This is a genomic window from Halobacillus sp. B29, from assembly GCF_052246755.1.
GTDB classification, from domain to species: Bacteria; Bacillota; Bacilli; order Bacillales; family Halobacillaceae; genus Halobacillus; species Halobacillus halophilus.
The window spans coordinates 76,748-90,205 of the sequence record NZ_JBQQCM010000010.1; the positions used below are offsets into that span (position 1 = coordinate 76,748).

The 13,458-nt window shown below is 40.4% G+C and carries 13 protein-coding genes and 1 pseudogene; 10 read left to right on the forward strand and 4 right to left on the reverse strand.

The features are described from left to right. Positions 1 to 75: 75 nt before the first annotated feature. Complete coding sequence (locus ACTWP7_RS13635; RefSeq protein ID WP_443123669.1) at positions 76 to 978, forward strand: DUF1002 domain-containing protein; 903 nt, start codon at positions 76 to 78, stop codon at positions 976 to 978. A 70-nt stretch (positions 979 to 1,048) separates the two neighbouring features. Here the strand turns inward: ACTWP7_RS13635 and ACTWP7_RS13640 are convergent, their stop codons facing one another. Together ACTWP7_RS13640 and ACTWP7_RS13645 are read right to left on the reverse strand one after the other, a co-directional pair. After that, positions 1,049 to 1,891 (reverse strand): alpha/beta fold hydrolase, encoded by an 843-nt coding sequence (locus tag ACTWP7_RS13640; protein ID WP_443123670.1) that lies wholly within the window; start codon positions 1,889 to 1,891, stop codon positions 1,049 to 1,051. Positions 1,892 to 2,064: 173 nt separating this feature from the next. Next, positions 2,065 to 2,643 (reverse strand): SCO family protein, encoded by a 579-nt coding sequence (locus tag ACTWP7_RS13645; protein WP_443123671.1) that lies wholly within the window; start codon positions 2,641 to 2,643, stop codon positions 2,065 to 2,067. A 207-nt stretch (positions 2,644 to 2,850) separates the two neighbouring features. On the opposite strand from ACTWP7_RS13645, the gene ACTWP7_RS13650 reads away from it, so the two are divergent. Then, positions 2,851 to 3,636, forward strand: coding sequence for an alpha/beta fold hydrolase (locus ACTWP7_RS13650; RefSeq protein WP_443123672.1), 786 nt, complete (start codon positions 2,851 to 2,853; stop codon positions 3,634 to 3,636). Positions 3,637 to 3,648: 12 nt separating this feature from the next. Here the strand turns inward: ACTWP7_RS13650 and ACTWP7_RS13655 are convergent, their stop codons facing one another. Beyond that, on the reverse strand, positions 3,649 to 5,082 hold the full coding sequence (locus ACTWP7_RS13655; RefSeq protein WP_443123673.1) for a hypothetical protein: 1,434 nt from the start codon (positions 5,080 to 5,082) through the stop codon (positions 3,649 to 3,651). A gap of 115 nt (positions 5,083 to 5,197) precedes the next feature. Here ACTWP7_RS13655 and ACTWP7_RS13660 point away from each other — a divergent pair, with 115 nt between their 5' ends. After that, the gene (locus tag ACTWP7_RS13660; protein WP_443123674.1) at positions 5,198 to 5,524 is read left to right on the forward strand and encodes a hypothetical protein; all 327 of its coding nucleotides are present in this window, start codon (positions 5,198 to 5,200) and stop codon (positions 5,522 to 5,524) included. A 41-nt stretch (positions 5,525 to 5,565) separates the two neighbouring features. On the opposite strand, the gene ACTWP7_RS13665 is transcribed toward ACTWP7_RS13660, so the two are convergent. Beyond that, entirely contained in the window at positions 5,566 to 5,739 is a 174-nt protein-coding gene (locus tag ACTWP7_RS13665; protein ID WP_443123675.1) for a hypothetical protein, read from the reverse strand. A gap of 155 nt (positions 5,740 to 5,894) precedes the next feature. Between ACTWP7_RS13665 and ACTWP7_RS13670 the strand changes: the two are divergent. The 7 genes and pseudogenes from ACTWP7_RS13670 (at position 5,895) to ACTWP7_RS13700 (ending at position 13,399) form a co-directional block, all read left to right on the forward strand. Next, positions 5,895 to 6,736 (forward strand): annotated as a pseudogene (locus ACTWP7_RS13670) (alpha/beta fold hydrolase). After that, positions 6,733 to 7,338, forward strand: coding sequence for an NUDIX hydrolase (locus ACTWP7_RS13675; RefSeq protein WP_443123676.1), 606 nt, complete (start codon positions 6,733 to 6,735; stop codon positions 7,336 to 7,338). Before ACTWP7_RS13670 ends, ACTWP7_RS13675 begins: the two are co-directional and overlap by 4 nt. 62 nt (positions 7,339 to 7,400) lie before the next feature. Next, a complete protein-coding gene (locus ACTWP7_RS13680; RefSeq protein WP_443123677.1) occupies positions 7,401 to 8,549 on the forward strand; it encodes a trans-sulfuration enzyme family protein in 1,149 nt (382 codons plus the stop codon). Between the two features lie 493 nt (positions 8,550 to 9,042). Then, complete coding sequence (locus ACTWP7_RS13685; protein WP_443123678.1) at positions 9,043 to 10,284, forward strand: dicarboxylate/amino acid:cation symporter; 1,242 nt, start codon at positions 9,043 to 9,045, stop codon at positions 10,282 to 10,284. A gap of 260 nt (positions 10,285 to 10,544) precedes the next feature. Continuing rightward, positions 10,545 to 11,108, forward strand: coding sequence for an RNA polymerase sigma factor (locus tag ACTWP7_RS13690; protein WP_422168750.1), 564 nt, complete (start codon positions 10,545 to 10,547; stop codon positions 11,106 to 11,108). Beyond that, entirely contained in the window at positions 11,101 to 11,925 is an 825-nt protein-coding gene (locus ACTWP7_RS13695) for an anti-sigma factor (RefSeq protein ID WP_443123679.1), read from the forward strand. The genes ACTWP7_RS13690 and ACTWP7_RS13695 overlap by 8 nt, the downstream gene beginning before the upstream one ends. Before the next feature lie 139 nt (positions 11,926 to 12,064). Then, a complete protein-coding gene (locus ACTWP7_RS13700) occupies positions 12,065 to 13,399 on the forward strand; it encodes a copper amine oxidase (protein WP_443123680.1) in 1,335 nt (444 codons plus the stop codon). Positions 13,400 to 13,458 lie beyond the last annotated feature (59 nt).

The window sequence follows — 13,458 nt, forward strand, 5'->3', positions numbered from 1 at the left end:
TGTATAATAACTACTGAGTCCAGCATAAAGCTAAACAAGCTGCGAATCTACCATGAGCATAAGGGGACGAAATTTATGAAAAAGAAAATGACTCTGTTGATGACGTTAGTTATATTGTTGATCTCAAGTTTTGGTATGTCAGAGGTTAGTCTGGCATCTACAGGGAATGAAGGAATTAATGAAAAACTCGGCTTACCGATTGTAGTTTATGGAGAAGCCTTATCCGATGCCCAAAAATCAGAAGTGACCGATCTTTTGGAAGTAAATCAGCATGAGCAAGTTGATGAATTTACAGTTAATGGTCAAGATTTAGCTAATTACATTGGTGGAAATCCGAATGCCAATATGTACTCTTCGGTTAAGATTATTCATAAGGATACAGGGCAAGGGTTAAATATAGAAATCGTTACTAAAGATAATATCACAGAAGTAACCAAAGAGATGTATACAAACGCTCTATTGACTGCAGGTGTTCAAGATGCTGACGTTCTGGTTGCTTCTTCTGTTAAGGTTAGTGGACATTCAGCGCTTACAGGAATTTACAAAGCCTATGATGCGAAAGGTGTTAAACTGGATGAAGGCCGTATGCAGGTAGCGAGTGAAGAGCTGGACGTCGCTACTTCTATTGCCAAGGAAGAAGGAATAAGTCAGGCGGAAATCAGTGAACTGCTGACAGAAATCAAAAAGGCAATTGCTGAACAGAATCCTGCCACCCGTGATGAAGTCGAGCAAATTGTTAAAGAACAGCTTCAAGCATTAAACATTGAACTTAGCGCTGAAGACCGCCAGAGGCTGGTAGATTTGTTTGAGCAAATGAGAGACCTGAATATTGATTTCGATCAGGTGAAAAACCAATTAGATGATTTAACTGGAAATATTCAGGATTTAATCAATGATGATGGTTTCTGGAACAACCTCCGGGCAGCTGTTAAAGACTTCTTTCGCTCTCTGAGCAACTTTATCAGTTCCCTGTTTTAAGCTCATTTAAGAATCTATACGATCTGGAACACCTCAGGTCCTCCATATATTAGGAGGGCCTGAGGTGTATTTAATGGGGAGAAATGAATTGTTCGGCGATATAATTTTTCACGTAACCATTATTCCAGTGGACATAATGCCCGCCATTTATACGCTTAATGGTCAATTTAGAATTTCTACGTTGAAGGAGTCGATCAATCGCCTTAATTGTACGGGCTTCTTCTGACTTATTTACACCTTTAAAAGAAGCATAGAAAAGGGTGGTGGGAACGGTCAGTTTTTGGACCATCGATACGAGAGGTGTATTGTAGAAACCAAACATGACATTCAGACCTTCAATTGTCACCTCGCACGGTGTATAAAAGGTTTGGTCAATATAATTTGATTTCGGGAGATTTACAGCTTCACAAAAACGGTCAATGTCTTTCTCGACATCTTCGGAAGGAGGACTTGAAAATAAAGGGTGAAGTATTTTTAAAACAGGACGTCTGCAAAGATGGACCATCCAATTCAATATAGGAAAAGCCAGCGCAAAAGACCCGAATTCGTTGAATGGGATTCTAGGGAAATTCTTATGTCCTTGATCGAGTAAGAACAACTGAGTAACACGTTCAGGGTAATAATAAGCAAAAGAAATTGCAAAACCACCGCCCAGTGAATGACCAATTAGAAGTGCTTTTTCGATCTCTTGTTTATCTAAGTAGTCTTTCAGCCAATCAGCCATCGCTTTTGAAGTGCACTTCTCAGAAATACCTGCGCTTCTTCCGATGCCAGGAAGGTCCAGCATGTGCACTCGGAAACCGTTCTCTAGATGTTCAGCTATATTTAATCCTTCTACCCCAGGCATGCCTCCAGCAGGTAAAAAAATGGCGTCCTGCCCAGTTCCTATTATTTCTGCATAAAAATCCTCCATATTGTTCCCCTCGCTTCATCATAGTTGGACCTGCAAATCCTTTTGTTTAGCGTAGCTTAAATCCCCATTATATGGCTAATCATTCCACCTCAGGTCATCCATAATCTGGATGACCTGAGGTGGAATGATTAGCCATATAAAAAAAGCGTTCCGAATCAGGAACGCTTTTTTAGTCAGTTGGTTGCAGTTTTAACATCTTCGATGATTTGATCATAGGGGACATCAGTGTCTCCTCTATATTTTTTTAACACGTTGCCATCTTTCCCAACAAGATAGAAGGAGGTGCCGTGGGTTACTTGATCATTACCTTCTGTTTTTTGAACGGGAGCTTTAAAACTTTCCTGAGCGAAATTCTGAATCTCCTCCTGCGTGTAACCCGTCACAAAAGTCCAGTTGCTATAGTCCACACCATGTTTATTGCCGAATTCCTTTAATTCATCAGGAGAGTCCACCGTGGGATCTACGCTAAATGAAACGATTTCAGCTTCTATGTCTTTTTCCTGAAGTTGGTCCTGTATTTGAGCCATATTGCGGGTCATGGGTGGACAGACCGTATTACAGGAAGTAAAAATGAAGTCAGCCAGCCAAACTTTTCCTTCCATATCCTCTACAGCAAAATCAGCCTCTTCCTGGGTGGTTGCATTGAAATTCTGTGTTTCCCAGTCAAGTGTATTTTCAAGTTCGCCACTGCCGCATCCTGTAAGCAATAGTGTGAACAAAAGTGTCATGCTAAGTAAGATGAAATGCTTCATAAAGCTTCTTTCTCCTTCCGAAATAGGATGTACGTCCTCAGTTTACGCTCGAATAAATAAAAGTGTCAATTAAATTTCCAGCTGTTAATAAAATAGACACAGTTGTTTTTTACTTATAGTTCAAATGTGAAATATTTACTTAATAGTATAAAGACGTGAAGTTCGGAAAAGGCTAAGGTACCAGGATGGATGAGCGGGGGATTATAAATGCCTTATTTTACTGAAAAACATGGAAAACAATTATTTTATGAAGATAAAGGAAATGGGGAAGCGATCATATTTATACATCCGCCAGGGATGGGAAGGAAAGTATTTAGACAGCAGCATCCTTTAGCTGAACACTTCCGAATTATATTTCCTGATTTAAGCGGAAATGGAGATTCGGAACTCGTGACTAAAGCTCCTGATATTACCTTCTATGCAAGGGAGATTAAACAATTAATTGACCATTTGAAGATTGATAAAGTAACTCTTGTTGGTTATTCATGCGGCGGGATGGTTGCTCAGGAATTTGCATTAACTTATCCAAAGCGAGTCCACGCGCTTGTATTGGCAGGGGGATTTCCAAAGGTCGATACTGGCGGATTGCGATTTGAATTTCTAGTAGGCATGGAGTGGGTAAGGAAAAGCCCCGAGACGCTCGCTAAATTATTAAGCAATTCTCACTTTAGAGATCCGATCATTAAGCGGGATTTAAGTGAACATATGGCTAAATCCAGTCCGGATGCGTGGTATGAGTTCTATAACAGAGGATTTCGTTTCGATTGCAGCCGGAGAATTCGTAACTTAGAAGTACCGCTTCTGCTTATGTATGGAACCAAGGAATTCTGGATTAATCACCACGTTAAATATTATTTTAACTGTCCGGATACGACCCTTGTTTACATTGAAAGGGCCTATCACCAAATTCCGGCGACGCATTGGCCGATCTTTAATCATTACATTAAAGAGTTTCTTGAAAAAAATGTATTATCAAAAAAAGCAGAGATCTGATCTCTGCTTTTTTTACTTTCTCTCTGCTTCAAACGTCTGGCTGATCTGCTCGGTAAAGACCGCATTTTTTAAGGTTATTTTCAGATTGGAAGCATCCTGAACAAGCGAATCCTTAACATTAATATAAGCGCTGTCTTCCGATCCACCATACTCAACATTGGCTTCCTTTCCATTATCACTTTCGACATGGACATTTTTAGGTCGTTCAAAAGCAGGGCCGCCCATTTGTCTGGGAGAGATGCCGATTAATTTTTTAGGCTGTTCAAAATCTTGAGGTCTAAACCCTAGTCGTACATCCATTCCGTGCTCTCCATGAGTGTTTAATTGCTCGATATAAACATCCGTATTATATATTTCTGCTGCCTTTTTATTCACACTTGTGTTTCCTCTTACTTTTGGATTTATCTCAGAAAGATCTACATTAAAAGAAAATGAATCACCACTAGTTAAATGGACGTTTTTCACTTCAAATGATACCTCTTCTGGTACAGAATAGATCGGTCTGAAATATCCTTCATAAATGTTCTCTTTCCCTTCTACTTTTTGCAGGAAAGGAGTGATAGGGATCTGTTGTCCATCTGGGGTTTTCAAAGTCGCGTTCATAGAAGAATTAAATTGCGCTTGCTGATGATCGACCCTTACCTTGAGAAAACTTTCTGTAATTCCCAGATTAAGTTCCAAAGGTTCAACGGTTAGTCCGTCATTTTGATATATTCTATCAAAGGTATACTCCCCTAACCGGTTCTTATCCGGATCGAATGTGTACTGAACGGGCATGGTCTTCGACTCGTACATATTTCCATCAATTCGGAAGGTCATCGAAGTTAAAAGCTGTTGATTGAACTCTTCAGGATTAGGAACCATCCGGTCAGGTTCTCCCTCTTTAGGAATTGGGATTGTTTGGACCATACTATAAAGACGATTTTCAAAAATAACTCCCTCTCCATACTGCATGGGCGGTGCATGAGTGGATAATGTTTGGGTATCAGCATCTTGTTTCTTTTTCAATTTCACTTCTTCTACTGAAGGGACATTATTCACATAGTTATTGGTTTCTTCCGTGATTAGCGCGGATAAATCAATGCTGTAAAAGATATAAATTGTGCGCCCGCTATGCCATACTTCATTAATTTGCATGCGGCCATCTCGTTCCGGCAATTTCGTAGATTCTTGTGGGAAAGTAGTTAATCCTCTTTCCTGTGCTAGCTCAAGACCTGGTACTCTTTCTTTATAAAAATCATTTATTTTCTCGTAGCTTTCAACTTCTTGCCATTTGGTCGGCAGATCGTCTTGATTTACAGGCTTTGCCTTCCGTTGTGGTTTGGATTTCTGACTATATGTAATTCGATCCTTACTGTCTGATGTCGTCACGTACGTTCCTATCGCAAAAATGAACAGAACGGCTATAATCCCCAGCCATTTCCATTTGTTTTTGTTTTTCCACATATGTATAACCCTTTCTATCATTTAGTTCCTATTAGCCGTTTCATATAATTGAATGGTGATTTGCTTTTCGTTTATTCCTATACCCATTATATTAATAATAACAGAATTTTCGGAAATGGATGGGTTTGAATTTGAAATCGAAAATCACCGGACGCGCTATTTCTTGTGGATCATTGTTATAGCATCTGTTGAAACAGTGGATTTGTCACTAACTCAAACAGCTTATATCAGCATGGATGGTTTGATGACTTACGAAACTGGATTAAGAATTGGTTTGTGGAGTTCCTTATTTAGAATCTCCCACCTCAATCTCGGTAGTAGGGAGGGGAGTAGTTCAAAAGTTCTCCGGGGGAAAGACGGGAAAGCACAGACTTATTACTTTAATACGGAAAACGGTAGTTACTTGCTGAAAGAAGCTTTTACATACGGATCCACTTATTAAGAAATAGTAAAGCCTGGCTCCAATGTATTGGAGTCAGGCTTTTAATCTTCGTCTGTATAATGATGGTACATAGCTTCACCTTCGGAAGGTTTTTCTTCAGCTTTTGTCTCCTGTTGTGGAACGAAAGCTTTTGTGTACGTTAAACGGCTGCTGAATATCTCGGCAGCTTCGTTCGAATCCTCCACTTTTCCTCGTCGTTGCTTTTTATTTGTCATACGAATCACCTCCTTCAAGAATAGGTTTCCTTTGTATAAAAAAAGATAAACATGGATGTTGTTACCAGAGTTACAAAATATGGATGACCTGAGGTGGTGGATTATTCCAACTTAAGAATGGTTTTGCTAAACTTAAAGAAAAAGGAGGAAACGTTATGGGATCTTGGAAGGTGATTATGGTGGTTACATCTAGAGGGACTTTTGAGGTGTTTTGTAAGGGAGAAGGACCGCCTCTTTGTGTCAGTCATCTATATTCAGTTTTAAATTCTACAGGAGATTATTTTGCCGATTGCTTCACGAGTCTATATCAAGTGTTTTTAGTGAACTTAAGGGAGGCAGGAGCATCTGAAGCAGCCCATGAACCTTATCAATTAAGCATGCTGGAATCCGTATTGGACCTTGAGGCCGTCAGGGAAGAGTTGGAACTTCCTACTTGGACATTCGCTGGTCATTCGACTGGTGGAATGCTCGGTTTAGTCTACGGATTGGCTGCCCCTCATTCATTGAATCAATTGGTGATTACTAATGCGGCCGCTCGTATGTACATGGATTCTCCTACGTGTATTTATCATAATCACCATCCACAATTTTTATATATGCAGCAATTATTTAACAGTTGAAATCTCCGCTGTTAACGAGTCGGGAGAAACGCCGTTTACATGCTGAGAGAACGAAACTGTCGTTAGTTCGTGACCACACGTATGAACGTTATTTCTCAAAAAATATACATAAGGAAATGTCGCGATCCCGTATGGACTTTTTTGCAAGGGAGCTTCACATTTTTGATGTCACACAGCAGCTTTATAAAATAAATGTGCCTGTTTGGATTGCCGCCGGAAAATATGATGTTCAATGCCCGGTGGAATTTTCTATTGAAATGCATCATTATTTAAATCATTCTAGATTAACCGTCTTCGAAGAAAGCAACCACTATCCTTTTCTTGAAGAGAAAGAACGTTTCGAACATGAATTGAGTGAGTTAGGAGGCATACAGTGACGGAGTGGCTGCAAGTTTTTGATCACAGAGGAAATCCATTAGTTGTGAAGGAACGAACTGAAGTACATCGTGAGGGGGATTGGCATGAAACCTTTCAGTGTTGGCTTTATGAAATGGACTCAGAAGGACAAGTTTGTTTGTTCTTTCAAAAAAGGGCTGCGGATAAAGCAGAGTTTCCCGGCTTATATGACATTTCTGCTGCAGGACACATAGAAGCAGGAGAAAACATTATTCAGGCTGGAAGGAGGGAAATACACGAGGAGCTAGGTATTTCTTTATGGAAAGAAGATCTCAAAAGTATAGGTACATATAAAGAAGTGCTTATTTCTGATACCTTAAAAGACAGAGAGCTTTGCCGGGTGTATATCTCTCCTTACCCGGGTGAGAAAGATTTTTCACTCGGATACGAAGTAGAAGATCTCGTAAGGATAGAGATCAATGGATTTAAGCAAGTGCTTGAAGGAGCAAAAGGGTCAACGGATGCAAGTTCTGTTATGGATGACCAAAAGGTCCGCGTTCACTTTCGGGATTTTGTTCCCCATGATCAGGATTACTACGAATTTGTTATCCACGCTATTCTCGAAGAAGTCGAAAAACTTTGACAGAAAGTATATTTGCTCTATATAATCGTTGATTAACAGTGAAAGTGGAGGAGATCATCATTATGAAAAAACAATCATCTTTTGATACGAAAGTTGTACACAACAAAGTTGATCAAACGCTTGTACAAAATAGTAAAAATACACCAATTTATCAGACAACAGCTTTTACGTTTAAGGATTTAGACCATCTGGAAAGTTACTATGAAGGAGACTCTCCTTATTTATACAGCCGTGAAAGGAATCCGAATACGGATGAACTGGGAGATTCAATTGCTGATCTTGAGGAAGCTGAAGCAGGGCTTGCTACTTCTTCGGGGATGTCCGCCATTTTGGCTGGTATATTATCCGTAGCTAAACCCGGAGATCATATTGTTGCAGCTGAAGATTTGTATGGAGGCACTCACAAACTTCTCACAAAAGAACTACAGACATTTGGGATTGATGTAAGTATGGTATCGTTCTCGGATCAGCGTCAGATTCGTGATGCTATTAATGCTCGTACAAAGCTCCTATACGCTGAATCCATCTCCAATCCATTTTTACGTGTCGAGAATTTAACAGGTCTAGTCGAGTTGGCCCGGGAACATGGTATAAAAACGATGGTGGATAATACGTTTGCAACTCCTTATTTGCTGCGACCTTATCCGCTTGGTGTTAATCTTGTGGTCCATAGTGCAACCAAATACATTGGTGGTCACAGCGATGTAACTTGCGGAGTGCTGGCAGGCGACAAAGATCTGATCCATGAGGCGACACAGAAAGTCGTAACGCTAGGGGCTAATTTAAGTCCGTTTGAAGCTTGGCTGACTCAGCGCGGAGCAAAGACTTTAGGCCTTCGAATGAAGCAGCAGTCCCATAACGCGAATGCTGTAGCAACTGCACTTAGACAAAATAATGCTGTGAAGCATGTGTATTATCCAGAATTTGTATCGGAGCGCGGAAATGGGGCGATTGTTACGATTGAGCTTGATTCCAGTATTGATCTGGATCAATTCTTCAAATCACTGGGCTGGATTAAGATTGCTCCGACGCTTGCGGGAGTCGAAACCACGGTTTCCTATCCAGTTCGCACCTCTCACCGTGCTTTATCAGAGCAGGATCGTGAAAAGGTGGGCATCACAGATTATATCATTCGTCTATCCATTGGAATTGAAGAAGAGGAAGACATCATTAACCAACTGAATCAGTCCATTGAAGGATCACTAAAATAAATAATCTGAGAAGACTTTCTTATATATGCCGGATTAACAGGGGAACCTATCGTATTTAGAGCGGCAGTAAACCTCTCTGAATAAATAGAATTCATTGAAGAGAAGCGGCTCAGATACCACCAAGGTAATTTCATTCTTTTAGACCAGACAAATGACCTCGTTTGTTTGGTCTTCATTTATATACAGAGAACCTGTTGGAAAATGCAAAAAAGAACTTTAGATGATTGCTTCAAATGTCTAAAAACCCATAAAGTACTCTCAAGCTATTAGAAAGCGAGGAAGGTTTGATCCATAGGTCCTCAGCCCTTACACCTGAATGATTAGTTTGCTAGAATAGTTTCAGAAATTTTATTCAATAAAAATACAATTTGTGCTATAATTCAAAAATAGCGCAATCTACTTGGGTTCCGGGATTCCTATATCAATAAATATACCCGATTTTTTTAACAAAAACACAAGAAAGCGCTTTCATATTATTATAGGAGGTTTCGTCATGAATCTAACCACCAAAATATTTATTGGTTTAATTCTCGGTGCTGTTACCGGACTCGCATTGCACTTTGCTGCACCGGATCTCTTTGGAACGTTAGATACTTTTATATTCAATCCTTTAGGAACCGTCTTTCTTAACTTAATTAAGATGTTAGTTGTTCCTATTGTATTCTTTTCCATTACGCTTGGAACTGCTTCCCTGGGAGATCCCAAGAAGCTGGGTCGTATCGGGGGCAAAACCGTTGCATTCTTTCTAATTACTACTACGATTGCTATCAGTATTGCTCTTTCACTAGCTTATATTTTCGAGCCTGGGAATATCAGTATTGATACAGCTGATGCCAGCTATGAAAGTGAAAAAGCTCCTTCAGTAGTCGAAACGTTTACAGGAATCATCCCAACTAACCCTATCCAGGCTATGGCAGAAGGAAACATGCTTCAGATTATAGCCTTTTCTATCTTTATCGGATTAGCCCTGGCTATTCTAGGTAAGAAGACGGAAGGGATTATGAAGTTAATTGAGCAAGGTAACGACATTATGATGTACCTGGTTAACTTGATCATGAGATTCGCTCCTTATGGTGCATTCGGTCTATTAGCATCAGCCATCGGTACAATGGGGCTGGACGGTGCTCAAGCTATGGGCATGTATATGATTGTAGTTATACTTGGCTTAGTTATCCACGCGATTGTTACCTATGGATCAGCCGTATCCTTCTTAGGTAAAATGAATCCGATAAAATTCTTTAAAGGATTTTTCCCGGCGATGACTGTTGGTTTCAGTACATCAAGCAGTAGCTCTACACTGCCTATATCTATGAAAACGGCTCAGGAAAATTTAAATGTACCTAAACCAGTAAGTAGTTTCGTGCAGCCTCTTGGGGCTACTATAAATATGGACGGTACAGCTATTATGCAAGGTGTAGCCACTGTCTTTATTGCGCAAGTTTATAATACAGATTTATCATTTGGGCAGCTGGTTATGGTTGTACTAACTGCGGTACTTGCCAGTATAGGTACAGCTGGTGTTCCAGGTGTTGGATTGATTATGCTTGCAATGGTACTGAATCAAGTTCAACTTCCAGTCGAAGGAATTGCCTTGATTATCGGTATTGACCGTCTTCTGGACATGACTCGTACAGCTCTTAACATCACAGGTGATGCAGCATGTGCGGTAGTGGTGGCAGAGTCTGAGAAAAAGTATGATGATGCGAGTGAAGAGAGAGAAGCCATGCAAGCCTAGATCTTAGATCCATCATGCGTCCTTTCTATAAGAAAGGGCGTATTTTTTATGGCCTCAGGAGTCGGTCGGATGCCTTTCCAATAGGTATTTAATTTAGAGGGAGGGGCAGACTCAAGTAAAACAATCTCATGTTTAAATCAGCCCGCTTTTTATAAAAGTGATCCAAATGAAGGGGAGTGCCGATAGCTATATAGCTTAACTCCCTTATTAAAGATACCCTATGCTATGATGATGATATCCACCAACTAAAGGAGTGTGCTATGAGCAATCGTGATATTGAGCTCTATCGCCGGGTTGTCGAGGGTGATAAACAAGCGCTTGAATCGATCTATGATCAATATGAAAAGCTGCTTTATTCCTTTGTCATTAAGCTATCCGGAGATCAAGCTTTAGCAGAAGAAGCCCTTCAAGAAGTATTTATAAAGATTTGGACACAAAAAGCTCACTTCGATGAAAGTAAAGGGAAGTTTTCATCATGGATCGTAACCATCACAAGATACACAGCTATTGACCTTATACGTAAGCATAAAAAACAGGAAGTTACGTTAGAAGATGAAACAGATCTTCCTGAAGATGAAGCAGAATCTACGGAAGATTTAGTCGAATGGAAAGAGCGGGGGAGCGAGATTCGGCAGGCAGTTAAAAAATTATCCGAAGAACAAAAACAAATGGTGGATTTATTTTATTTTAAAGGATTAAGTCAAAGTGAAATTGCCTCGCAGACCGAATTACCGCTTGGAACCATAAAAGGCCGCATAAGGCTTGCCCTAAAACATTTAAAGAAACATTTATCAACGCAGAAAGGAGGGGTACATGATGCGTAAAGAATGCGATAAATTAATTGATTACTTTAATGACCAATTGAGTGAAGAAGAGAAGATTGAATTTGAGAATCACTTAGAAACATGTGCAGATTGTAAGGAAGAATTGGAAGAGTTAGAGGCGCTTACAGATGATTTGCCATTTGCTTCTGAACCCGTGGCCCCTCCTGAGGACATGAAAGACCGTGTACTGGGGGAAGTGTTTTCACAAGAATCTCCTGCAGCTGGTGATCGTAATAACGACGCATCCAGCGAAGAATATCGGAAATCTTCAAAGAATAATAATTTAGATAAAGGAAAATTGGTATTTCCCAGCGAGAAAAAAGCAAAGATTGACAAGACGCGCCCCTGGGTTTTTCGGGGACTCGCAGCAGCACTAGTACTTTCAATTGCTGGAAACATTTTTGCACTTGTCGATGAACAGGAACAAACCACTCCAGAGCCTGATGAACCTGAACAGCCTGGTGTTGAGAACGGAACCGACCAAGTAAGAGCGAGAGTACAGCTTCAATCCGAAGGAACAGAGGCTAATGCTACTGCAGCTTTGATCCAGCAGGAAAAAGGCGATATTCTTACCTTGCAAGCAGAAAAACTTGCTCAGCTTCAAGGGGAAGAGGTTTACCAGGTTTGGCTTATTGAAGGTGAAAAACCTTACCGGGCTGGAACGTTTGTAGCGAATCAAAATGGAGAGGGAGCAGTATCCTATTCTTTAAATGATTTACCAGAAGTTACAAATTGGGATGCCGTAGCTATTTCCAAAGAACCAGATGCAACGAGTCAGACTCCTCAGGGAGAAGTTATATTAAGTTCAGAATTGTAAATACTCTAAACCCTATTGCAGACAGCTTTTGACAGCTGTCTGCAATTTTTTTAATTTTTTTAGTGAAAATGTGATCCAATCGAACCTTTGGTGCGATAGCTTAGTGAAAAAACAAAAACAAAGGAGAGAGGAAAACATTATGAATTTCAAAAAAGCTTTATTAGTCGTACCGATGAGTGCAACACTGTTGCTCCCTACGTCACTGGATGTTGTAAACGCTGAGGATCATAAGATGCCGGAAGTCTCAACAGAAGCAGTGGAACTCCGGGCTCAATTAGATAATTTATTTAGTGAACACGCTTACCTGGCAGTTGAAACGATGAGAAAAGGGGCAGAAGGCGCGGAAGACTTTGAAGCCTCCGCAGCAGCCCTATCATCTAATACGGAAGACTTATCGAAAGCCATTTCTTCCGTTTACGGAGATGAAGCTGGAAACAAGTTTAAAGACATGTGGTCCTCTCATATTGGGTACTTTGTCGATTATGTAAAAGCGACGGGAAGTGAAGATGAAGAAGCCAAACAAGAAGCACTAGATGAACTCAGTCAGTACCGTGATGACTTTTCTACATTTATTTCAGAAGCAACTGGAAATCGTCTGAAAGCTGAAAATCTATCTGAAGGACTGCAAATGCATGTGAACCAATTAATTGGAGCTTTTGATGCTTATGTAGAAGGAAACTATGAAGAAGCTTATATGAAAGAGCGAAAAGCAATTGATCATATGTACGGAGTAAGTAAAGGGATGTCCAGTGCTATTGTTAATCAATTCCCGGACAAGTTCAATGAGACTAAAGCTGTAACCCCAGCTGCTGATCTACGCTCCAATTTGAACCATTTGCTAAGTGAACACGTAGGCCTGGCAACGATGGCGATGCAAAATGGTATTGATGGTTCAGAGGACTTTGAAGCGTCTGCTCAAGCTCTTTCTAATAACACGGAAGATCTTACAAAAGCGATGACGAAAATATTCGGTGAAGAAGCCGGTGATCAATTTAATGAAATCTGGACCCAGCACATTGATGACTTCGTAGCTTATGTAAAGGCTACAGCCAATGAAGATGAAGAGAAACAAAAAGAAGCGATGCAAGCATTAGAGGATTATCGCGAAACGTTTGCCAACTTCCTGGAAGAAGGAACGAATGGTGAACTGAGTGCTGAGAAGCTTGCTCCGAGTCTCCAGCAGCATGCCGATTTCTTATTTAATACTTTTGATCAATATGCAGAAGGAGACTATGAACAAACGTATCAAACGTTGAGAGATTCATATGCCCACATGTTTGGTGCTTCCAAAGCACTTTCAACTGGGATCGTTGCCCAAAATCCGGAAATGTTTATGAGTGAACAAATGCCTGAAGAGATGCCAGACACGGGTATGGGTGGAACAGCTTCCAACCATGACATTTGGTTATATGCTTCTATTCTTGCAGCACTAGCAGCAGCAGGTGTTTTTATTCGCAAGCAATCCAAACAATAACTAGCTATGAAATAAGGATTCTCATAAAAAAGGAAGGCTGGCATTTCCAGCCTTCCTTT